The organism is Clostridium sp. AF50-3 (assembly GCF_003477445.1).
GTDB classification, from domain to species: Bacteria; Bacillota; Clostridia; order Lachnospirales; family Lachnospiraceae; genus Otoolea; species Otoolea fessa.
The window spans coordinates 249,733-271,851 of sequence record NZ_QUDH01000004.1; the positions used below are offsets into that span (position 1 = coordinate 249,733).

Here is a 22,119-nt window from a genome sequence, read left to right on the forward strand (position 1 = left end):
CATGGGATTTGAAGAAATATGGAATGAATATACATCCTCTGAGAAGGACATGTTCCAGAAAAGTGTCAGGCGTCTTCTGAAGCAGACCTTTATCGTGCGCGACCGTGACGAGGACAGCAAAAAAGCGTACTATTTTGTCTCCAAGCGTTCGGAACCATTTTCAGCGTACCTGGGATATATCGGATACGATATTGTAATTGACCGGGAAAATGGTGTGATTATGCTGCAGAACTGCCGGGATCTCGGCGAGAATGGAAAACTGCAGATCAACCATGTGACACTCAAAAAGATGGAGAGTGTGGTTTTATGCTGCCTCTGGACTCTCTATGCGGACCGGGTGCGTTCTGGAAGTCTTTCGAAAAATATTGAGATTTCGGTGACCGATCTGCGCTATGAGATGGAAAAATACGGCATTCGGGATCAGATTGACAAGAGCAGTTTTGCATCGATTCTGACGCTGTTTACCAAATATCAGCTTCTGCAGGTGATTGGAAAGCTCGGCGAGGAGGACTGCCGGATCTGTCTTTATCCGTCGATGCAGTTTGTGCTGGAACCACAGGAGTTTGGCAAATTTGTGGAAAATGTCAACCGGCGGATGCAGGAAAAGTGGAGCCGTGAGGACGAATGGGAAACGGAGCTGACAAAAGAGGAGGAAGACGGCGATGAAGAATCAGACGATCATGAATAGGAAATCGGCGAAAAAACTTTTGATGGTCCAGTGGTCGCGTTTCCAGAATGTCTGTATCGAGCTGGAAGGTTCGACCCTGGTGACCGGTGTCAACGGAAGCGGAAAATCGACGGTGCTTGATGCGATGACCTATCTCCTGACGGGCAACACGCAGTTTAACAAGGCGGCGAAGGACCGAGACCGGACGGTGCTTGGCTATGTGCGCGGCGACACGCGCAGTAATGGCGAGGCGCGTTATTTGAGAAATGGCAGCGTTGTCAGCTATATTGCGATGGAATTTTCCGATCCGACGCTGGGAGTGCCGCTCACGGTCGGAGTATGCATTGAGTCTCCAAGTGAGTCTGGCAAGCCGGTCAGCAGCTGGTTTATCTGTCCAGGGGCGGCGATTGACGATATCGATTTTACACGGATTGAGGGAAATGCACTCCGCATCACGCCGAAAAATGAGCTGACAGTGAATGGCGAGGCGATGAAGCTTTCCTCTTTTATGGGACGGGACCGCGGCACGGAGGCGGTACTCCGGGCGCTGGGACTCCGCGTGGACGCAGCCAAATACCGGACAAAGCTTCTGAAAATGATGGCATTTAACCCGGAAAATAATATCGACCAGTTTATTCAGGACTGTGTCCTGGAACCGGGAAAAGTCCAGTCGCTGGAGGAACTGCGCGAGCAGAAGCGCCAGTTTGAGCGCCTGCGGGAACTCTATGAGAGTCTCAGACAGGGCAAAATCCAGCTCGAAGAGGTGCTTCGCCAGAGTGATGAATACGAGAAGAAAAAGCGGGTACTCCGCATCCGGGAGCTGATGCTTTCGTATCAGGCGCTCCGGGAGAAGGAAGAGGAAGAAAAGCAGACGAAAAACCGTTATCAGGCTTTAAAAGACCAGTACGGGCGCCTGACCGAGCGGGCGGGAGAGCTCGCAAGACAGCAGGAAGCCGCACAGGAACGCCTGCGAATTGCAGAAAATAACGATATGGTCAAGGGAATGCAGGAAAGCATGGATTCCCTGAAACGCCAGATCGAGGAAGCGGATCGTGAGAAAAAGAACTGGGAGGACAAGCTGGCGCAGATTTTGAAATTGAAGAAGAAGATAAGCGCGCTTATCAAGCTTCTGGAAGCAGATCTTCCGTCCTTATCCTCGGAAAACACCTATCTGGAGACACTGGAACAGGCGGATGGGGAGACGGCGAAGAAGCGGGAGGCGTTTGACGCATTCCGCGAGAAGGTGCACCGTCAGGATGGCATCTATGAGGAAAATAAGATCCACCTGCAGGATCAGTGTAAAGAGCGCGAAAAAGAGATAGGGGCGCTGCAGGAGAAGATCCGCCGTCTGGAATCGAATATCCTTGTGTTCCCGGCGGAGGTGGAAAATGCCCGGAATAAGATTCAGAGAGGGTTAGAAAAACAGGGTATCCAGACCGAGGTCCACATTTTTGCCGAATTGGTCCAGGAGGTGACCGCTCCGGAGTGGAGAAAGGCGGTTGAGACATTTCTGGGAAGAAAGCGTTTCTATATCATCGTGGACGGCGCGCACTGCCACAAGGCGATGCAGATTTTACAGAAAGAGAGGATCTATGATGGAAATGTCGTGATCACGGATAAGCTTCCGGAAACAGAGGCGGTGGAAGGTTCCGCGGCGGAGATTCTACGGATTCCGAACGTCTATGCGAGACGTTACGCCAATTATCTGTTAAACGGCATTCATCTCTGTGAAAATCTGGAAGAGCTGCATGAATACCCGAAGGGCGGACTCATGCGGGATGGCATGCTGGCGAAGAGCTATGCGGTTGCGATGATGGATATGAGACGGACCGAGCTGTGTCTCGGCGCAGACGCGATCCGCTGTCAGCTGGAACAGTCCAGAAAAGAACTGGAAGAATTACAGGTGGTTCAGCGGGTCGATAAAGAGGCACTTTCACAGGTTATCAAATACCGTGATGCGATCAAGGAGATCGACTGGGACGGCGGACACTACGATTTCGGCGCGGCATATGGGCTGAAGGACTGCAAAAAGCGCAGGGACAGCCTGGTAAAGGACCGCGAGGAGATCGAGGCAAATCCGGACTTTACCGCAGTCCTGAAAGAACTGGAGACGGCGGGACGGCTGGCACGCGAGGCAAATGAGAGTGTGAACCAGAACCAGAGTGAGCTCGGCGGCTGTAAGAATGATTTAAAGGGCTGCGAAGGAACACTGGGCCGTATCAGCACGGAGATCTATTTATGCCAGAAGGCATATGAGGAAAAATGCCTTGTCAACATGGAACTCAAAGAGGCGATGCTGGAGGAATATAACCGCGAAAGCGAGAAGCGCGGCACGCTCCGCGTGACGACACAGCTTCCATCGACAAGAGCAAAAATATGCTGGCAGAGCGGGAGCGCCAGCTGGAGGACGCACAGCTGGCGTATTGCCGCCTGGCGGGAATCGACGTCGGAAAGCGCGGCATCGGTTACATCCCGTGGTACCGGGAAGAATACCGGAACCTGGCGCACGTCAAGGTGGAGGAAGCCCAGCAGAAGCTGCAGGAGCAGGCAGGACGGCTGGAGAGCGCGTTTATGAACGATTTCGTGGCGGAGATTGACGAGAATGTCCGCGAGGCAAAACGTGAGATGGACGCGATCAACCGCGAACTGCGCCATATGCCGTTTGGCAACGATACCTACAAGTTTGTGATGAAAGAAAAGCCAGATCGCGCTCTCTTCTTCCGCATCTGCAGGCGTCTGGAAAAATATATGAGTTCCCCGCAGGTCTATATGAATTCGGCGCGCGACGACGAGGAGATGGAGAATGATATTCAGGAGTTTATGAGTATCATTCTGGCGGAAGAAGATGAGTGGGAATACACGGATTACAGGAGATATTTCTCTTACGATATGGAGATCAGCAGCCGTCAGGGACAGACCGAGATCACGGCAGAGTTATCAAAAAAACAGGGTTCCGCCAGCAACGGCGAGAAGCAGACCCCGTATTTCATCATTCTGGCGGCGAGTCTTTTGCAGTGCTACCCGGCAAACACCTGCTGCGCCCGTCTGGCATTCATTGACGAGGCGTTCTCGGCATTGTCGAGAGAGCGGATCGAGCAGATGGTCCGTTATTTCGAAGAAAATCACTTCCAGGTATTCTATGCAGCCCCGCCGGAGAAGATCAACAGTATCGGTCAGTTCATCGATTCAACCGTCAGCCTCATCGTGACAGGACGGTATACGAATGCGGTAGAAGGATTGGTGAAGCAGGCATAGGAAACGAGGAGAAAAAATGGCGGATCGGAAAGAGTGGAAAGAACAGCTTTTAAGTAAATTGCTGGATCAATACGAAAAAAGCGTCACCTACGCCGGTGAAAACAAGGTAAAACAAGTGTTTTCGGTCAAACCATCCGATATTTTCAAGGGCTACAACAAAGATTTTCTCCCGCCGGAACAGCTTTTCCAGGAAAAAGAATTTGAACGACTGATCCGTCAGATGGAATCGGAGGGACTTATTCATGTGGTTCCTCCGAATACTGGTATTCTCCGTCAGATCTGTGCTGTCCCGGAACGTTGGGAAGATTACTATGCCTGCCTGAACCGGACAGAAAAGAATATTCTAAAAAAACGGCTGGAAGAGGTTTATCATCGCTTCTGCCAATGCGATTTATTGGAGGCATATGGAAAAGAAAAGCTTCAGACACTGAAAAACAGCCGTGCGAGAAAGCTGGATGAAAAGAAGGTAGAAAAAGAGATAACCGAGGCAGAAGCTATCTGGAATCTGGTGCAATTTTTAAAAGAAAATCAGGAAAAGCAGAGAACTACGCTGGAGCGGGAAATGTCAGAGGCAGTTCTGCATGACAGTAAACAGTGGGAAAAGATATACCGGAAAAAGGTGTGTGGAATTTTGGAGCACACGGGGCGGTATGATGAACCGCTTGCGGAGCTGGAAGAAGAACGGGAGCGGCAGACGGCGCTTCTGGAGGAATTTTACATTTATTCCAATCCGGCGTATATCTATCTGAAAGGGGATGCGCGGATCTGCCTTGAAGACGGACGCGAACTTCGGATTTATCACGATCTGCCGATGTCGATCCCTTTTGAGACATTCCAGAAGGCAAAAAGCATCCAGATCCGGGATGCGGCGCTGATGACGGTGGAAAATCTGACCTCGTTTCATCGGCTGGAGCGGGAACATATATTTTACCTGTTTCTGAGTGGTTACCATACCCGCACGAAACAGGCGCTTTTGCAGCGGATCGCCAGAGAAAATCCGGGACTTTCCTGGTATCATTTTGGAGATCTCGATCCAGACGGTCTGGCGATCGCGGGGCATCTGATCCGAAAGACGGGACTGCCGTTTCAGCTGTGCGCGATGGGTGTGCAGGAATTGCAGCGGTTTCAGACATATGCGAAGCCATTGGAAGCACCCGATCGGGCGAAGGCGGAAGCAATGATAAAACAGGGCAGCAGCTATGCGGGAATATTGCGGTATATGCTGGAGCACAACTGTAAATTGGAGCAGGAGATTATAAGCTGGCAGGAGACGAGATTGGAGAGTTTTCTGTAAAAAGAATCTTTTCGGTTCAATCCGGATTTTTATATATGATATGATAAAGACAAAGTGAAAGGAATGCAGTGTCTATGGAAAAACAGGAAAAAGCCTACAAAGGCGTCATCGAATATTTCAAGAATCGCATCATGGCGGGCGAGCTGCGTCCGGGGGAGAAGCTTCCTCCGGAGCGGGAGATTGCGCAGATGCTGGAAGTCAGCCGCAATTCCGTCCGGGAAGCGCTGCGGATCATGGATATGACGGGAGTGATTTCCTCCCAGCAGGGCTCGGGGAATTACATCACTTGTGAATTTCAGAAAAGCATTGCGGAGACGATGGGGATGATGTTTGCGATGTCCCAGATTAATTATCAGCAGATCAGCCAGATCCGCTATGCGCTGGAACAGCAGGCGTTTTCCCTGGCGGTTGAACATGCGTCGGAGAGCCAGATGGACGCGCTGGAAGAACTGGTAAAACGTCTTGACCGGAGCATGGACGAGCAGGAAAACGCCCGGATTGATAAACAGATCCATTTTACACTGGCACAGGCGTCGGGAAATGTGCTGCTGCTCAATATTTTAGAGGCGTGTTCCGGCGTGATCGATACCTTCATCCGGAATATGCGCGCGGAAATTCTGCGGACAAAAGAGGCGAAAGAAGCACTGAATCTCTGTCATCGGCAGATTGCGGAAGCGCTGCGGAACAAAGATAATGCAGCGGGGAAGGATGCACTGGACCGGCATTTCCGGATGATAGATGAAATTTTGGAAAAAAATGAAAAAACACATTCTATGTGAAAAGATAAACAATCGTTGACAACCAGAACGCAGCCCACTATACTAACGAATAAAGAAAATTGGTTCTACCAAAATTCTTTTTCTTTTCAATAAATTGGTAGAACCAATATGCGGATTAAAAATTCTTTAAAATTTGTGAGGACCTGAAGAGCATCCATCATTTAAAGATTTTTACAAAGCATCCATATGAAGGAGGAAACAGAATGAAGATTCTTGTCTGTATCAAACAGGTACCGGAAAGCAATAAAGTAGAAGTCGATCCGGTTACCGGCGTGCTGAAACGAGACGGCGCGGCTTCGAAGATGAACCCATACGATCTGTACGCGCTGGAGACGGCGTTCCGGATCCGGGAAGAAGTGGGCGGAAGTGTTCACGTCATTTCCATGGGACCGCCGCAGGCGCAGCAGGTGATCCGCGAGGCATTTGCGATGGGCGCGGACGGCGGAACGCTTTTATCGGATCGCAAATTTGGCGGTGCGGATGTACTGGCGACCAGCTATACACTTGCGCAGGGCATCAAGAGCTGCGGCGATTTTGACCTGATCCTCTGCGGCAAACAGACAACGGACGGCGACACCGCGCAGGTTGGTCCGGAGATCTCCGAGTGGCTGAATATCCCGAGTGTGGCAGATGTTGTCAAGATCAATCAGATTGATGAGGACGGCATCACCGTCAGCATGGATCTGCCGGAAGAGGTCGAGGTGGCGAAAGTGCAGTTTCCGTGTCTCTTAGCCGTTGACAAGGACATTTTTCAGCCAAGACTTCCTTCGTATGTCCGGAAAATGAACACGAAAGACCGTGAAATCCGGATTCTTTCCCTGGCGGATATGGACGATAAAGACGCGATGCACTATGGACTCAATGGTTCCCCGACGCAGGTTCAGCGCATTTTTCCACCGGCTGTCAATGACAAAAAGGAAATGTGGGACGGAAGCGGCGAAGAGCTGGCAGACCGGCTGTATCAGAAGATCGTGGATATGAAATTCGTGTAGGAGGTGGAAGCATGGCTGAGTTAATCATACATCAGGACAAAATCCCGGATAATCAGGAACTTATCAAGCTCTGTCCGTTCGGGGCGATGGAAGAAAAGGACGGAAAGGTGACGATCAGCGCCGCCTGTAAAATGTGCCGTCTCTGCGTGAGAAAAGGTCCGAAGGGCGCGGTTGAATATGTAGAAGACGCGGTAAAACCAAGCGTCGATAAGAGTGCATGGAAGGGCATTGCCGTTTACGTAGATCACGTGGATGGAAAGGTGCATCCGGTTACATTGGAACTTCTTGGAAAAGCGAGAGAACTTTCCAAGGTAACGGGACATCCGGTTTACGCCCTGTTTATGGGAAATGGAATCGAAGCGGCTGCACACGAACTGCTTCATTATAATGTAGATAAAGTATTCGTCTATGATGCACCGGAACTGGCACGTTTCCAGATCGAGCCGTACACGGCTGTTTTTGAAAACTTCATCCAGACAGTAAAACCATCGTCTATTCTCGTCGGTGCGACCACGGTCGGCAGACAGCTGGCGCCGCGTGTGGCTGCCCGTATGAAGACAGGTCTGACCGCGGATTGTACGATCCTGGAAATGGATGAAAATACTGATTTATCCCAGATCCGACCGGCTTTTGGCGGCAATATCATGGCGCACATCAAGACCCCGAACCACCGTCCGCAGATGGCGACCGTGCGCTATAAGATCATGAACGCACCGGAGCGTGCCGAGAAAGAGAGCGGTGAGATTGTGGTCTGTACAATTGAGAAGGAAAAACTGCTTTCCCACGTGAGGGTTCTGGATATCGTAGAAAAGCCGAAGGAAACCTTTATCGAAAATGCTGATGTCCTGGTGGTAGCCGGACGAGGCGTGAAGAAGCCGGAAGATTTGAAAATGCTGGAAAAACTGGCAGATCTGCTGGGAGGTCAGCTTGCCTGCACCCGTCCAATGGTGGAAGCCGGATGGCTGGATGCCAAGTGCCAGATCGGTCTGAGTGGCCGTACGGTCCGCCCAAAACTCATCATCACCTGCGGCGTGTCCGGTGCGGTCCAGTTTACTGCCGGCATGAATCACGCGGAGACGATCGTCGCGATCAATAAAGATCCGAAAGCGCCGATTTTCAAGACGGCACATTACTGCCTGACTGGTGATCTCTATGAGATTCTCCCGAGACTGATTGAGAAGATTGAGATGGGAAGATAAAGATTCACAGGAAGGAGAGCAGGATATCATGGGAAATTACAAGAAAATAGATAAAGATGATATTTTATATATAAAAAACACAATTCAGGATGACGAGCGTGTCCTCGTAGGTGAAAATATCAATGAAGAGTACAGCCACGATGAGCTGAGCGGCACCAGCAGTTATCCGGATGTGGTGGTAAAGGCAAAATCAGCCGAAGAGATCGCGGCGATCATGAAATATGCATACGAAAATACGATTCCGGTGACACCGAGGGGCGCCGGAACGGGTCTGGTTGGTTCTTCGGTTCCGATGGAACATGGCATCATGATCGATACCACCCTGATGAACCAGATTCTCGAATTGGACGAGGAAAACCTGACGGTCACGGTGGAACCGGGCGTCCTTTTGATGGAATTGTCCGCCTATGTAGAAGATCACGATTTCTTCTACCCGCCGGATCCGGGTGAGAAATCAGCGACCATCGGCGGCAACATCAGCACGAATGCGGGCGGTATGCGTGCGGTCAAATACGGTGTGACGAGAGACTATGTCATGGGGCTGGAAGTGGTTCTGCCGGATGGCACGATCACTCAGTTTGGAGGCAAAGTCGTAAAGAATAGTTCAGGCTATGACTTGAAAGATCTGATTATTGGTTCCGAGGGAACTCTTGGCTTTATTACCAAGGCGATCTTAAAGCTTCTGCCGCTTCCGAAGCGTGTCATCAGCCTTCTGATCCCGTTCCCAACACTGAAACAGGCGATCGACACCGTCCCGGTTATCATCAAATCTAAGACGATCCCGACCGCGATCGAGTTCATGCAGCGGGAAGTGATTGAAGACGCCGAGGAGTATTTAGGAAAAGCGTTCCCGGATAAACAGTCGGATGCGTATCTGCTTTTGAAATTTGATGGTAATTCCACCCAGGAGATCGAAGAAGCGTATGACAAGGTGGCCAAACTCTGCCTGGAACAGGGCGCACTGGACGTGCTGATTTGCGATACCCAGGAGCGTGAGGAATCCATCTGGAAAGCCAGAGGCGCTTTCCTGGAGGCAATCAAGGGATCCACGACTTACATGGATGAGGTCGATATGGTTGTTCCGAGAAGTCGCGTCAATGAGATGGTAACGTATCTGCACGATCTCCACAATGAGATTGATATCCGTATCAAGAGCTTCGGTCATGCGGGCGACGGAAATCTGCACGCGTACATCCTGAAAGACGATTTGAGTGATGAAGAGTGGGAAAAACGGATGTCTGCTGCAATGGAGAAGATCTATCAGAAGGCCCATGAACTCGAAGGTCAGGTGTCCGGCGAGCACGGCATCGGATATGCGAAAAAGCCGTATTTAAGAGAATCCCTGCCGGAGAAGAACCTGGATCTGATGAACGGAATCAAGAAAGTGTTTGATCCGAAGAATATTCTGAATCCGCATAAGGTGGCGCAGAGATAGAAGAAAATAACTGCATTGATATTTTTTAGCCACAAGTGTTGCAAAAACGTTTGAGCACCACGCGGTAAGGCTGATTCTAGGAACTGCAGAAGATTTTTGGCAGAAAAACAGAATAGAACAGCAGGTTTTTGAGAAAGCCACGATCTGAATCAAAGAGTTCAAATCGTGGCTTTTTATAGTTGTTGAACTATTTTATAGTTTATATCTATCGACCTATCTTTTCTTCTTCAACGCCTGCATCACCCGAACCAGCGGAATCGTCTTCCTGTAAATCCGTTTCCCACTCTTATTTTCCAAAAATTCCCGAAACGCGCCAATTGCTTTCAAATTCTGGCTCTCATCCGAATTTGAACGGGACCCCGCGCTTGCGTCAATCCCCTTTTTCGGCACCATATACCCGCCGTAGGAATCGCGGAACAGATAGAAATAATCGCGGTCCTCACCCAGCTTTTCAAATTCATTGTAAGCCAGTGTGCTTTCGCGGGTGTTTTTCGGAAGAGAATAGACTTCCAGATGATTTTCACGGAATTCATAGCGGGACGCCGGGAACGGCATGCCGCTTTTTTTGATCTGTTCGGCGAGCTTGTGGGCGGTGTGGTTGGCGGAGCTGTAGGTGCTGGTCGTCAGATAGCAGCCGTAGGCGGCTAAGAGGATGCCCCACCACTCGCTTAGATTGATGATACCTCCGGCGATGAACAGGATGCTTAAAATTGTCCGCGTGATCCGGTTGGAAGCGCAGAAGAGATCGTACTGCATCCGGGACAGGGATTCGAAGGTTTTTTCGTTGTGGTGAATTTCTATCTTATAGTAAATCATGGTAAGCCCTTTCATATAAAAAATCAATCATCACCTATATAAAAACAGTATATAGAAGCATAGAAAATATCTTAAGAAGTAGTATACTGTTTCTTCCCTGTTTCCGCAACTGGATCTGTTAAATCTGTAATGTTGATAAAAAATAAACAAGATTGTTACAAAAATATCACACAAAAATCGACTAAAATCGAGAAAAAATTATATAATTTCGACAAAATAGCTTGCCTAATCGTAAAATAAGTGTTAAAATTAGGTAAAAGATGAATAAAGGACCAAAAGCAGAGACGAAGAGATGCGCCATGGTTAGAAACAGCTGGAAAAGACTGTTTTTTTAAATGGTGCTATTTTTTTGCCTAAATGCTGAAATGGTAATTTATTTAGAAAGTAGTAGAAACTGTTGATGAACCGGTCAGAAAGATGACTGGGGGAGGTTAAGAAGAAGGAGAGAAAACGTATGAGAAAAGTATTATCAGTAGTACTGGCAGCGACGATGGCGATGAGCCTGGCGGCCTGCGGCGGCAGCGGCGCAAAGACTGACACAAAGACTGACACAAAGGCAGCAGACGCAGGAACGGCAGCAGGTGACGAGGCATCTGCAGATGATTACTACATCACCATCAAGTTTTCCAACGTATTTCAGCCGGCAGAGTGGAACTACAAAGCCAGCGAATATCTGGCAGACCTGGTAAAAGAGAAGACCGATGGTCATATCACTCTGGAGTATTACGGACAGAACCAGCTTGACTGCTACGCGGAGTCTGTAGCACAGGCACACAACGGCGCTGTCTGGATGGGTCTGGAGGAGCCGTCCTACTTTGCTGATTACATCGGCGATTACAACGTATTAGTTGGACCGATGCTTTACAAGAACAATGCAGAGTACAATGCAGTGATGGATTCTGATATTGTAAAAGATCTGAATGCAAAACTGGCAAGCGAGCACAACATCCACGTTCTGGATACACATTATTCGTTCGGATTCAGAAGCGTATGTACGAACAAGGTAGTTGAGAAACCGGCTGACTTAAATGGTCTGATCATGCGTTCGACCGAGTCTCCGCTGTTTGTTAAGACGATTACCTGTCTGGGTGCTACCCCGTCTGCAATGAGCTTTACGGAGTGCTTATCTGCTATGTCCAGTGGTGTTGTTGATGGTTTCGAGGTTCCATCTCCACCCTGAAGGATACAGGTGCTTATGAGTACACCAAGAAAGTTGCAAACACGAACCACTTCATCGCAACCCGTTGGTTATTCATGGCTGAGGACGTATATCAGTCCATCCCGGAAAAATGGAGAAACATCCTGGATGAGTGCTGTGTAGAAGCTGGTAAGTGGGAGCAGGAAAATGCTGAAAACGACGAAGCTCCATGATCGAGTTCCTGAAAGACAAAGGCGTTGAGTGGAACGATGTAGATATTGACGCATTCACAGAGGCTTGTGCTCCGGTTTATGACTGGATCGTAGACGAGTACGGCGCAGATCCGGAACTTCATCAGAAACTGGTTGATTTCCTGAATGACTACCGTGCAAAGAACGAATAATGTAGATTGTTCCGAACAAATACAGTATTTTAAAGCAATTATGAAATGGTAAAACGTAACGGTTATCAGAACCGCTGCGGAGAAGAAAGTATATCTGCCCGGGCTGTCAGAACAAAGAAGATTGTCTGAGGTCCGGGCAGACTTCCGACAAACGTATAGTGCCGGAAATATGAAACTGCTGGTAACTGTTCAGTAGGTCTGCGCATTTACTGCGCTGACCGTACGAAAACATGGGCCAGCAGGCAAAAATCCCATTGCCGTAGGCAATTTTTAATGGATTTTTGCGCGTGACTGTGAAGGTACTGAACAGTTACAACTGCTGGAAAGATGGCTGTATGACAGAACAGTCGTCGGTTATGCAAAACTGACTGCCATTATGAATGCATGAGGATAGACTATGGAAAAGAAAAAAATCACACTGGGGTCGGTGCTGGTAAACCTGGATGCAATTATTACCTGCGTGACACTGACACTCTGTACAATCGTTGTAAACGCAAACGTCCTTATGCGCTATTTCCTGAAAAGACCGTTGTATTGGTCGGAAGAGGTCGCTACGGGGCTCTTCGTCTGGACCGTCTTTATTGGAAGCGCATATGCGTACCGTAAGCACGCACATCTGGGCGTAGACATCCTGATCAACATTCTTCCGGAGAAGATAAGAAAAGTTGTTAAGGTTATTATGGATCTTCTGGAGCTTGTTACTCTGATTATGCTGACCAGAACAAGCGTCCAGTATGTGATGAACACGATGGATAAGCTGACGAATACGCTGCGTGTTCCGAGCTGGTATATTTCCGGCGCGGTTCCGATCGGATTTGGGCTTTCACTGATTTTCTGTATTTACTTTTTGGTTAAGGATATTATCAAGGTATTTAAAGGGAAAGGGGGAAATAACTGATGGGACTCGAATTAATTGAACTCGTTCCGATTTTTATGGTATTTATTCTCTATTTCCTGGGAATGCCGATTGTATATGCACTGTTTGGTTCAACCTTCTTTTATTTTACATTTATTGATACAACCAGTAAAAACTGGCTGATCTTACAGAAGGTTATGACCTCTACACAGTCGTTCTCGATGTTAGCGATTCCATTTTTCGTTATGGCTGGTTCCGTCATGAACTACGGCGGCATCAGTGACAAGATGATGGATTTCGCGGAAGTGCTGACCGGTCATATGAAAGGCGGTCTGGCACAGGTAAACGTAGTACTTAGTATGCTGATGGGCGGATGCTCCGGTTCGGCCAACGCAGATTGTGCGATGCAGTCCAAGATGCTGGTTCCGGAGATGGAGAAGAGAGGTTACTCCAAGGCGTTCTCCGCAGCGATCACAGCGGCTTCCTCGGCTGCTACACCGGTTATTCCGCCGGGAGTAAACCTGATCGTTTTTACACTGATTGCACAGATTTCCCTGGGTCGTACGTTTGCGGCTGGTTATATTCCGGGTATTCTGATGGCAATCTCGATGATGATCGTTGTTTCGATTATTGCACATAAGAGAAACTACCCGACCACCCGTGAAAAATTCCCGTCTCTGAAAGAGATCGTGAAACAGGGTATTACCTCTTTCTGGGGTCTGTTCTTCCCATTTGGTATCATCCTGGGAATGCGTTTTGGCATGTTTACCCCGTCTGAGGGCGGTGCGGTAGCCGTTCTTTACTGTATTATTATCGGACGTTTCGTTTACAAGAAACTATCCCTGAAAGAGCATCTGGTTCCGATCCTGCTTGACAGTATCGCCGGTACTTCCAGCGTTGTCCTGATCATGGTTGCAGCGAATGTATTCGGTTACTACATGACCTGGATTAACCTGCCGAGAGTCGTGGCAACTGGTATGTTAAGCCTGACAACCAACAAGTGGCTGTTCCTTATGGCATGCAACGTAATTCTTCTGATTATGGGTATGTTCCTGGAAGGCGGCGCGGCGCTGATGATTATTACACCTCTGCTGCTTCCGGTTGCAAGACAGCTTGGAATCAATGATTACCACTTTGGACTGGTAGCGATCGTTAACATCATGATCGGTGGTATTACACCTCCGTTCGGTTCGATGATGTTCACGACCTGTGGTATCACGGGATGTCCGATCAGTGAGTTCCTGAAGGAAGTATGGCCATTTATCGTGTCCCTTCTGGTTGTTCTTCTGCTTCTGACCTTCTGCCCGTTCTTAATTACATGTGTACCGGATCTTCTGTACGGCGCAGCATAGAAACAGATTGACAAAACGTTAATAAATTGGATATAATAAAGCCTGTGAGATTAAGAGCAGAAAGGCAAACGTAGAAATACGGATGCTTTCTGCTCTTTTTTGTTCCATAAAAGATACCGGTATCGGTCATGGAAGAGTCTTGTGGAGCGAAAAAGAGCTGTGTTCTAGAAGCTTTACGGGCTTGCAGAGGGAGAAAAAATGGCAGTTTGGAAATGGATTGTGGAGACGGCGGCGACCTGGACAGCGGTCGGCATCTGGATTCGCCTGCTGTTTTCGCTGGCGGTGGGAATGTTCATTGGAATTGACCGTGGCCTGAAACGGCGCGGTGCGGGCATCAAGACGCATGTGCTGGTCTGCCTGGGTTCAGCGCTTGTCATGTTGACGAGTGAATATATGTTCCGGACATTTCCATCTGCAAAAGCGGACATGGCGCGGATGGGCGCGCAGGTTATCAGCGGTGTCGGATTTTTAGGGGTTGGCACGATCATGGTAACCGGGCGTAATCAGGTGCGTGGATTGACTACAGCGGCGTGTCTCTGGGTCTGCGCCTGTGAAGGACTGGCAGCCGGTATCGGATTTGTGGACGGTGCGGTTTACGGTCTGATTCTGATTGCGGTTACCTTGAAGCTCCTGACACGTGTGGATACAATGATTCATGAGCATGCAAAGGTGTTCGATTTCTATCTGGAATTTACCAGCAGCCGGTGTGTTGGGGCGTTCATGGATACCATGCGTTCTAAGAATGTGAAAATCGTGTCTTTTGATATTGCCAAGAATAAGTTAAAGGGCGAGGGTCCCTCCGCGACGATGTCGGTGGAAGTGCAGGACAAGTCGCTTCGAAAAACACTTCTGAGCGATATTCAGGCGATGGAGGAGATCCGGTTTGCAGAGGAGCTGTAGCAGCTAAAGGGTTCAGATGGGCTTACGCACGAAATGCAGCAGAAATAGGATGAATTGTCTAAACAAACAGGATAGTTGAAACGAGAGCAAGAAAACATTTAGTATAAATAATGGAGGATCACAGTATGAACGGAAATACATACGACGTAGTGATTATCGGAGGTGGCGTCATCGGCAGCAGCATCGCCAGAGCGCTTTCGAAATATGAGTGCCGCACCGTGCTTCTGGAAAAAGAAGAGGATGTCTGCTCCGGCACATCGAAGGCAAACAGTGCTATCGTCCATGCGGGCTATGACGCAAAGACAGGTTCTTTAAAAGCAAAGCTCAATGTAAAAGGCAACGCCATGATGGGAGATTTATCCAAAGAACTCGATTTTGATTTCAAGCGGAATTCCTCCCTGGTACTCTGCTTCGCGCAGGAGGACCTCCCGGCGCTGCAGGCACTCTATGAGAGAGGCGTGGCAAACGGTGTGCCGGATATTTCCATTCTGACCGGCGATGAGGTCCGCAAGATGGAGCCGAACGTCAGCGGGGAGGTTGTGGCAGCGCTCTATGCACCGACTGGCGGCATCGTATGTCCATTTGGTCTGACGATCGCGCTGGCAGAGAATGCCTGTGATAACGGCGTTGAATTTGTATTCAACACAAAAGCAGAAAAAGTTGAAAAAACGACAGAAGGATACCGTGTGATAACCAACAACGGTGTCTTCGAGACAAAATATGTCGTGAACGCAGCCGGCGTGTATTCTGACGAGATCCACAACATGGTTTCGGAAAAGAAGCTTCACATTGTGCCGCGCCGCGGCGAGTACTGCCTGCTCGATAAAGAGGCAGGCAACCACGTATCAGCGACTGTCTTCCAGCTTCCGGGCAAGTATGGCAAGGGAATCCTCGTCAGCCCGACGATTCACGGAAATCTCTTAGTCGGACCGACCGCGGTGGATCAGGAAGATAAGGACGGAACCTACACGACCGCCGAGGGACTGGCAGAGGCATGTGAGAAGGCAGCCAAGAGTGTCAACAACATTCCGTTCCGTCAGGTCATCACTTCCTTCTCCGGCCTGCGTGCCCATGAGGACGGCGATGATTTCATCATCGGTGAGGCGGAGGACGCACCGGGCTTCTTTGATGCAGCCGGAATCGAGTCTCCGGGACTTTCCTGCGCACCGGCGATCGGTGAATATCTGGCTGGGATGATCGAGGAAAAAGCTGGATTTGGCAAGAATCCGAATTTCAATCCGATCCGCAAGGGCATCGTGAAAGCAGCACGTTTAAATACGGAAGAACGCGCAGAACTGATCCGCAAGAACCCGGCATACGGCGCAATCGTCTGCCGCTGCGAGACAATCAGCGAGGGGGAGATCGTGGATGCGATCACCCGTACACTCGGCGCACGCTCGATGGATGGCATCAAACGGCGCGTCCGTCAGGGTATGGGACGGTGTCAGGCAGGCTTCTGCACTCCGAGAGCGATGGAAATTCTCTCCCGTGAGACGGGAATCCCGATCACAGAGATCTGCAAAAACCGCAAAGGTTCCGAAATGATAAAAGGTGAGGAGGCATAACCATGATTCAGCGTGACATTGTAATTATCGGCGGAGGTCCGGCTGGACTGGCAGCGGCAGCAGCGGCAAAGAAAAGCGGCGCAGAGGATATTCTGATTCTGGAGCGCGACAGCGTGCTGGGCGGTATCTTAAATCAGTGTATCCACAATGGTTTTGGTCTTCATACCTTTAAAGAAGAACTGACCGGACCGGAGTATGCGGCACGTTATGAGGAAGAAGTGAAAAAGCTGGAAATTCCGTACCGCTTAAACAGCATGGTACTGGATATCAATAAAGACAAAGAGATCACAGTCGTAAGCCGCAGCGAGGGACTGGAGCTCATCAAGGCAAAAGTGATTATCCTGGCGATGGGATGCCGCGAACGTCCGAGAGGCGCCCTGAACATTCCGGGGTATCGTCCGGCAGGTATCTACACTGCTGGTACGGCACAGCGTCTCATGAACATCGAGGGACATATGGTCGGTAAAGAGGTTGTCATCCTCGGTTCCGGCGATATCGGACTGATCATGGCGAGACGTATGACACTGGAGGGCGCAAAGGTTAAGGTTGTAGCGGAGCTGATGCCGTATTCGGGCGGTCTGAAGAGAAATATCGTACAGTGCTTAAATGACTTTGATATTCCGTTGAAGTTAAGCCATACGGTTGTGAATATCGAGGGAAAAGAGCGCGTGAAAGGCATTACGCTGGCACAGGTCGGACCGGACCGCAAACCGATTCCGGGTACCGAAGAGCACTATGACTGTGATACGCTTCTGTTATCCTGTGGTCTGATTCCGGAGAATGAGCTGACGAGAAATATGGGCGTGGCGATGAACCCGGTTACCTCCGGCCCAATGGTCAATGACCGTCTGGAAACAGGCATCGAGGGTGTATTTGCCTGCGGCAACGTGCTTCATGTACATGATCTGGTTGACTATGTATCCGAGGAGGCAGCGCTGGCAGGACAGAACGCAGCGAAATATGTGAAATCCGGCGAGACGAAGAAAGGTCACAGCGTGACACTCAAGGCAGAAAATGGCGTCCGCTACACGGTACCGCAGTCGATCGATACCGAGGCGATGGCAGACAAGCTGACGGTTCGTTTCCGTGTGGCAGATGTTTATAAAAACCGCAGCATTTCCGTTTATTTTGACGGAGAGCGTGTGAGCAGCCGCAAAAAACGCGTGCTGGCACCGGGTGAGATGGAGCAGGTAATCCTGACGAAGGAAAGTCTGGAGAAATATCCGGATCTGAAAGAAATAACCATTTGCACGGAGGTGGATGAGTGATGGAAGTAAGAGAACTGACCTGTATCGGATGTCCGCTGGGCTGTCAGCTCACTGTGACGATGGGAAATGACGAGATCAAGGTAGAAGGAAATACATGCCCGCGCGGCGAGGCGTATGCAAAGAAAGAGGTAACCAATCCGACGAGAATCGTTACCTCAACGGTACGCGTCGAGGGCGGCACGATCGAGAGAACAGCGGTCAAGACGGCTTCGGATATCCCGAAGGGCAAAATCTTTGATTGCATGAAGGAGATCCGCGCCGTGAAGGTGGCTGCTCCGGTGCATATCGGGGATGTGATCATTGATGACTGCGCTGGAACTGGGATTGCAGTTGTGGCGAGCAAGAATGTAGAGCGGGCGTAAGGAATCGTGAAGGTGACACCGACAGCCCCGACACAGAATATAGGATGAGAGATGGGAGGTTGTACAGACTCATAGAAAAAGTTTGTGCAGCTTCCCATTTTTGAAATTGAAATATATGAAAAACCTGCTTGCATATTTGGGCAGGATTGGATAAAGTTGTTTTGAAGAAAATCTTTTTTACAGGTACATATTTACAGAGATAAATTACAAGGAGAGAGGCATGGAAAAACGTGAAATTTTAAAGGAGACAGAGCTGTTTGTCCTCGATATGGACGGGACGTTTTATCTGGATACGGATGTGCTCGACGGGGCGTTGGATTTCCTGGAGGAAGTGAAGAAAGCAGGGAAGAGATATGTGTTTTTTACGAATAATTCGTCGAAATCTCCGAAAACATATATTGACAAACTGGCAAAAATGGGGTGTTATATTAAAAGAAATCAGATCATTACATCCGGGGATGTGATGATTCAGTATCTGAAAGAGTATTATCCTGAAAAGAAAGTCTATCTGGTGGGAACGCCGGACCTGGAGGAGAATTTCCGTGAAAATGGCATTCTTCTGACAAGGGAGATGCCGGATGTGGTCGTGATTGGCTTTGATATGACATTGACCTATGAGAAGCTGGAGCGTGCCTGCACGTATATCCGCAACGGCGCTGTGTTCCTGGCAACGCATCTGGATATCAACTGCCCGACGAAGGATGGTTTTATCCCGGACTGCGGCGCAATGTGCGCGGCAATCTCCTTATCGACCGGAAAGGAGCCGAAGTATGTCGGAAAACCATTCAAGGAGACCGTGGATATGGTTCTGGAGATGACCGGGGCAAAGCGCGAGGCAATGTCGTTTGTCGGCGACCGGATCTACACGGATGTGAAAACCGGCGTGGTAAATGGGGCACACGGAATCCTGGTGCTGACCGGCGAGACGAAGCTGGAGGATGTACCGAAGGCGGATGTCGTGCCGGATGCGATTTTCACAGGGCTGAAAGAGATGGGAGAAATACTCAAGACTATGAGAGAAGAGGAAGCATAGAATGACAATGCTTGAATTACTGGAGGAATCTCCGATAATCGCAGCGATTAAGAGCTGGGAAGGGCTGGAAAAAAGTCTTAAATCTGAATGTAAGGTAGTATTTGTGCTGTTTGGCACGATCTGTGATATTGATCAGATTGTAGCGCGCATCAAGGACGCCGGGAAGGTGGCGATCGTCCACGTGGATATGATCCAGGGACTGAGCACCAAGAGGGTGGCGGTCGATTTTATCGCCCACAATACGCGGGCGGACGGTATTATCAGCACAAAAAATACACTGGTGGAGCGCGCGAAGGAGATGGGACTTTATGCGATCCAGAGAACCTTTGTTGTGGATTCGATCGCACTCGATACATTGAAAAAACAGATCGAAATGTTCCGACCGGATGCAGTCGAGATCATGCCGGGGGTGATGCCGAAGATTCTTAAGATCATGCGCGAGTACACCGATATTCCGCTGATCGCCGGGGGACTGCTGTCTGACAAAAAAGATGTGATGGCGGCCTTTGAGGCGGGTACGGATGCCATTTCAGCGACGAATGAAGCGGTGTGGTACGTGTGATTTTAAAACTTAAACGATTTAGACGCTGTGAGTGACAGATATATTTGAAATAATGAAATTGATAAAAAAATATCAATCATTTCGCGATTTCGCTTGATTTTTTACCATGAATGCATTAGAATGATGAAGTAATCTCTTTTGGTAAAAATAGATAAAGAGAAGAAAAGGCGAGTTTTCGCATTGTACAAAATATAAGAACCGTGAAAAGGTAAAGCGGTTGCAAACTATACACATGTACAGTGGGGGACACTGAAATCCCCGGTTCGGTGAGAAATGTCAGACAAAATTTAAGTCGAACGTCCGTGAGACTTAGCGCATGATTCTGGTCAGCGAAGCTGACAATTTCACACAGACGGGAGCCGCCGGATAACAGGAAAGGGGTATTAAGATGGCTAAGATCGATTTAAGCAAGTACGGAATCACAGGAACAACGGAGATTGTTTACAACCCTTCTTATGAGATGCTGTTTGAAGAAGAAACCAAACCGGAGCTGGAGGGCTATGAAAAAGGTCAGGTCAGCGAGCTTGGTGCAGTAAACGTTATGACAGGTATTTATACCGGACGTTCCCCGAAAGACAAATTCATCGTTATGGATGAGAACTCTAAGGACACAGTATGGTGGACTTCAGACGAGTATAAGAACGACAACCATGTAGCATCCAAAGAGACCTGGAGCGCAGTAAAGGATATCGCTTTAAAAGAGCTCTCCAACAAGAGACTGTTTGTAGTAGATGCTTTCTGCGGCGCAAATAAAGACACCCGTATGGCGATCCGTTTTATTGTGGAGGTTGCTTGGCAGGCTCATTTCGTAAAGAATATGTTCATCGTTCCGACCGACGAAGAACTGGCTGATTTCGAACCGGACTTCGTAGTATACAATGCTTCCAAGGCTAAAGTTGAGAACTACAAAGAGCTTGGATTAAACTCTGAGACAGCTGTTGTCTTCAATATCACAAGCCGCGAGCAGGTTATCATCAACACCTGGTACGGTGGAGAGATGAAGAAAGGTATGTTCTCCATGATGAACTACTACCTTCCGTTAAAGGGCATCGCTGCTATGCACTGCTCCGCTAACACCGACTTAAATGGCGAGAACACCGCTATCTTCTTCGGACTTTCCGGAACTGGCAAGACTACCCTTTCTACCGACCCGAAACGTCTTCTCATCGGTGATGACGAGCACGGCTGGGATGACAACGGTGTATTCAACTTCGAGGGCGGCTGCTATGCGAAGGTTATCAACCTGGATAAAGAGTCTGAGCCGGATATCTACAACGCTATCAGACGTGATGCGCTGCTTGAGAACGTTACCCTGGATGAGAACGGCAAGATCGATTTCGCTGATAAGAGCGTAACCGAGAACACCCGTGTATCCTACCCGATCGATCATATTCAGAATATTGTACGTCCGGTATCCTCTGCACCGGCAGCTAAGAACGTTATCTTCCTGTCTGCAGACGCATTCGGAGTACTTCCGCCGGTATCTATCCTGACACCGGAGCAGACACAGTACTACTTCTTATCCGGATTTACAGCAAAACTGGCTGGTACCGAGCGCGGCATCACCGAGCCGACCCCGACCTTCTCTGCTTGCTTCGGACAGGCTTTCCTGGAGCTGCATCCGACCAAATATGCAGAAGAACTGGTTAAGAGAATGGAGAAGAGCGGAGCAAAAGCTTACCTCGTAAATACAGGCTGGAACGGAACCGGCAAACGTATCTCCATCAAAGATACCCGTGGTATCATCGATGCTATCTTAAACGGAGATATCCAGAAGGCTCCGACCAAGAAGATCCCGTACTTCAACTTCGAAGTACCGACCGAGCTTCCGGGCGTAGATCCGGCTATCCTGGATACCCGTGATACCTATGCAAACGAGGCTGAGTGGGAAGAGAAAGCAAAAGACCTGGCAAGCCGCTTCATCAAGAACTTCGCTAAATACGAAGGCAACGAAGCTGGCAAGGCTCTGGTAAAGGCTGGTCCGCAGTTATAATGCCAGAAATAAATGGTAAATAAATCCAAGAGGTAAACTTGGTGAGATAGAAAACCTCCGGTTTGTTTGGATGAGAAATGTGATTCTCATTCGAATGAACCGGAGGTTTTTTTGTTTCATAGGAAATTACATCCTATGAAACAAAAACGCTCCGCGAGGATGCACACTCGCGCGAAGCAGAAACATGTCGCAAGCGACCGCGCGAGACGCCCGGATGTGCCAAGCACATTTTTATTGCTGCTGCAAAACA

19 protein-coding genes and 1 pseudogene are annotated in these 22,119 nt (G+C 49.1%); 19 read left to right on the forward strand and 1 reads right to left on the reverse strand.

The features are described 5' to 3' along the window. Position 1: 1 nt before the first annotated feature. The 8 genes from DW085_RS06890 to DW085_RS06925 all read left to right on the forward strand — a co-directional run bounded on the left by DW085_RS06890 (position 2) and on the right by DW085_RS06925 (position 9,621). The gene (locus tag DW085_RS06890) at positions 2–688 is read left to right on the forward strand and encodes a DUF4194 domain-containing protein (protein WP_117796428.1); all 687 of its coding nucleotides are present in this window, start codon (positions 2–4) and stop codon (positions 686–688) included. Then, complete coding sequence (locus tag DW085_RS06895; RefSeq protein WP_118491957.1) at positions 663–3,242, forward strand: ATP-binding protein; 2,580 nt, start codon at positions 663–665, stop codon at positions 3,240–3,242. The genes DW085_RS06890 and DW085_RS06895 overlap by 26 nt, the downstream gene beginning before the upstream one ends. A 245-nt stretch (positions 3,243–3,487) precedes the next feature. Continuing rightward, positions 3,488–3,922 carry an SbcC/MukB-like Walker B domain-containing protein gene (locus tag DW085_RS19645; protein WP_284525733.1) on the forward strand — a complete coding sequence of 145 codons (435 nt, stop codon included), beginning with the start codon at positions 3,488–3,490 and terminating at the stop codon, positions 3,920–3,922. A 16-nt stretch (positions 3,923–3,938) separates the two neighbouring features. Further along, entirely contained in the window at positions 3,939–5,216 is a 1,278-nt protein-coding gene (locus DW085_RS06905) for a Wadjet anti-phage system protein JetD domain-containing protein (protein WP_118491961.1), read from the forward strand. Positions 5,217–5,290: 74 nt separating this feature from the next. Next, positions 5,291–5,995 (forward strand): FCD domain-containing protein, encoded by a 705-nt coding sequence (locus tag DW085_RS06910; RefSeq protein ID WP_118468026.1) that lies wholly within the window; start codon positions 5,291–5,293, stop codon positions 5,993–5,995. Positions 5,996–6,198: 203 nt separating this feature from the next. Next, complete coding sequence (locus DW085_RS06915) at positions 6,199–6,987, forward strand: electron transfer flavoprotein subunit beta/FixA family protein (RefSeq protein ID WP_022359830.1); 789 nt, start codon at positions 6,199–6,201, stop codon at positions 6,985–6,987. A gap of 11 nt (positions 6,988–6,998) precedes the next feature. Continuing rightward, entirely contained in the window at positions 6,999–8,186 is a 1,188-nt protein-coding gene (locus tag DW085_RS06920; protein WP_118491963.1) for an electron transfer flavoprotein subunit alpha/FixB family protein, read from the forward strand. 28 nt (positions 8,187–8,214) lie between these two features. Next, entirely contained in the window at positions 8,215–9,621 is a 1,407-nt protein-coding gene (locus tag DW085_RS06925; RefSeq protein WP_118491965.1) for an FAD-linked oxidase C-terminal domain-containing protein, read from the forward strand. Positions 9,622–9,834: 213 nt separating this feature from the next. Here the strand turns inward: DW085_RS06925 and DW085_RS06930 are convergent, their stop codons facing one another. After that, positions 9,835–10,437, reverse strand: a complete 603-nt coding sequence (locus DW085_RS06930; protein ID WP_207663890.1) for a YcxB family protein — start codon at positions 10,435–10,437, stop codon at positions 9,835–9,837. Positions 10,438–10,933: 496 nt separating this feature from the next. Between DW085_RS06930 and dctP the strand changes: the two are divergent. The 11 genes and pseudogenes from dctP to pckA all read left to right on the forward strand — a co-directional run bounded on the left by dctP (position 10,934) and on the right by pckA (position 21,869). Then, positions 10,934–11,808: pseudogene (gene dctP / locus DW085_RS06935) on the forward strand (TRAP transporter substrate-binding protein DctP). Further along, on the forward strand, positions 11,805–11,978 hold the full coding sequence (locus DW085_RS19090) for a hypothetical protein (protein WP_182429748.1): 174 nt from the start codon (positions 11,805–11,807) through the stop codon (positions 11,976–11,978). The pseudogene dctP and the gene DW085_RS19090 overlap by 4 nt, the downstream one beginning before the upstream one ends. Before the next feature lie 397 nt (positions 11,979–12,375). Further along, the gene (locus DW085_RS06945; protein ID WP_107000140.1) at positions 12,376–12,876 is read left to right on the forward strand and encodes a TRAP transporter small permease; all 501 of its coding nucleotides are present in this window, start codon (positions 12,376–12,378) and stop codon (positions 12,874–12,876) included. Next, positions 12,876–14,186, forward strand: a complete 1,311-nt coding sequence (locus tag DW085_RS06950; RefSeq protein WP_181357154.1) for a TRAP transporter large permease — start codon at positions 12,876–12,878, stop codon at positions 14,184–14,186. The genes DW085_RS06945 and DW085_RS06950 overlap by 1 nt, the downstream gene beginning before the upstream one ends. 198 nt (positions 14,187–14,384) lie before the next feature. Next, complete coding sequence (locus tag DW085_RS06955; protein ID WP_107000139.1) at positions 14,385–15,086, forward strand: MgtC/SapB family protein; 702 nt, start codon at positions 14,385–14,387, stop codon at positions 15,084–15,086. Positions 15,087–15,211: 125 nt separating this feature from the next. Then, a complete protein-coding gene (locus tag DW085_RS06960; protein ID WP_117796434.1) occupies positions 15,212–16,651 on the forward strand; it encodes an NAD(P)/FAD-dependent oxidoreductase in 1,440 nt (479 codons plus the stop codon). Between the two features lie 2 nt (positions 16,652–16,653). Then, positions 16,654–17,919, forward strand: coding sequence for an FAD-dependent oxidoreductase (locus tag DW085_RS06965; RefSeq protein WP_118491973.1), 1,266 nt, complete (start codon positions 16,654–16,656; stop codon positions 17,917–17,919). Next, a complete protein-coding gene (locus tag DW085_RS06970) occupies positions 17,919–18,281 on the forward strand; it encodes a DUF1667 domain-containing protein (protein ID WP_117796435.1) in 363 nt (120 codons plus the stop codon). Before DW085_RS06965 ends, DW085_RS06970 begins: the two co-directional genes overlap by 1 nt. Positions 18,282–18,501: 220 nt before the next feature. Then, positions 18,502–19,314, forward strand: a complete 813-nt coding sequence (locus tag DW085_RS06975; protein WP_022359841.1) for an HAD-IIA family hydrolase — start codon at positions 18,502–18,504, stop codon at positions 19,312–19,314. A gap of 1 nt (position 19,315) precedes the next feature. Then, the gene (locus tag DW085_RS06980; protein ID WP_107000135.1) at positions 19,316–19,876 is read left to right on the forward strand and encodes a glycerol-3-phosphate responsive antiterminator; all 561 of its coding nucleotides are present in this window, start codon (positions 19,316–19,318) and stop codon (positions 19,874–19,876) included. A 388-nt stretch (positions 19,877–20,264) separates the two neighbouring features. Beyond that, on the forward strand, positions 20,265–21,869 hold the full coding sequence (pckA, locus tag DW085_RS06985) for a phosphoenolpyruvate carboxykinase (ATP) (protein ID WP_107000134.1): 1,605 nt from the start codon (positions 20,265–20,267) through the stop codon (positions 21,867–21,869). Positions 21,870–22,119: the final 250 nt, after the last annotated feature.

What these genes read in the sequence shown, in the direction of transcription:
- DW085_RS06890 (WP_117796428.1), top strand. Translation starts at nt 2, where the DNA reads ATGGGATTTGAAGAAATATGGAATGAATATACATCCTCTGAGAAGGAC.
- DW085_RS06895 (WP_118491957.1), top strand. Translation starts at nt 663, where the DNA reads ATGAAGAATCAGACGATCATGAATAGGAAATCGGCGAAAAAACTTTTG.
- DW085_RS19645 (WP_284525733.1), top strand. Translation starts at nt 3,488, where the DNA reads ATGAGTATCATTCTGGCGGAAGAAGATGAGTGGGAATACACGGATTAC.
- DW085_RS06905 (WP_118491961.1), top strand. Translation starts at nt 3,939, where the DNA reads ATGGCGGATCGGAAAGAGTGGAAAGAACAGCTTTTAAGTAAATTGCTG.
- DW085_RS06910 (WP_118468026.1), top strand. Translation starts at nt 5,291, where the DNA reads ATGGAAAAACAGGAAAAAGCCTACAAAGGCGTCATCGAATATTTCAAG.
- DW085_RS06915 (WP_022359830.1), top strand. Translation starts at nt 6,199, where the DNA reads ATGAAGATTCTTGTCTGTATCAAACAGGTACCGGAAAGCAATAAAGTA.
- DW085_RS06920 (WP_118491963.1), top strand. Translation starts at nt 6,999, where the DNA reads ATGGCTGAGTTAATCATACATCAGGACAAAATCCCGGATAATCAGGAA.
- DW085_RS06925 (WP_118491965.1), top strand. Translation starts at nt 8,215, where the DNA reads ATGGGAAATTACAAGAAAATAGATAAAGATGATATTTTATATATAAAA.
- DW085_RS06930 (WP_207663890.1), bottom strand. Translation starts at nt 10,437, where the DNA reads ATGATTTACTATAAGATAGAAATTCACCACAACGAAAAAACCTTCGAA.
- DW085_RS19090 (WP_182429748.1), top strand. Translation starts at nt 11,805, where the DNA reads ATGATCGAGTTCCTGAAAGACAAAGGCGTTGAGTGGAACGATGTAGAT.
- DW085_RS06945 (WP_107000140.1), top strand. Translation starts at nt 12,376, where the DNA reads ATGGAAAAGAAAAAAATCACACTGGGGTCGGTGCTGGTAAACCTGGAT.
- DW085_RS06950 (WP_181357154.1), top strand. Translation starts at nt 12,876, where the DNA reads ATGGGACTCGAATTAATTGAACTCGTTCCGATTTTTATGGTATTTATT.
- DW085_RS06955 (WP_107000139.1), top strand. Translation starts at nt 14,385, where the DNA reads ATGGCAGTTTGGAAATGGATTGTGGAGACGGCGGCGACCTGGACAGCG.
- DW085_RS06960 (WP_117796434.1), top strand. Translation starts at nt 15,212, where the DNA reads ATGAACGGAAATACATACGACGTAGTGATTATCGGAGGTGGCGTCATC.
- DW085_RS06965 (WP_118491973.1), top strand. Translation starts at nt 16,654, where the DNA reads ATGATTCAGCGTGACATTGTAATTATCGGCGGAGGTCCGGCTGGACTG.
- DW085_RS06970 (WP_117796435.1), top strand. Translation starts at nt 17,919, where the DNA reads ATGGAAGTAAGAGAACTGACCTGTATCGGATGTCCGCTGGGCTGTCAG.
- DW085_RS06975 (WP_022359841.1), top strand. Translation starts at nt 18,502, where the DNA reads ATGGAAAAACGTGAAATTTTAAAGGAGACAGAGCTGTTTGTCCTCGAT.
- DW085_RS06980 (WP_107000135.1), top strand. Translation starts at nt 19,316, where the DNA reads ATGACAATGCTTGAATTACTGGAGGAATCTCCGATAATCGCAGCGATT.
- pckA (WP_107000134.1), top strand. Translation starts at nt 20,265, where the DNA reads ATGGCTAAGATCGATTTAAGCAAGTACGGAATCACAGGAACAACGGAG.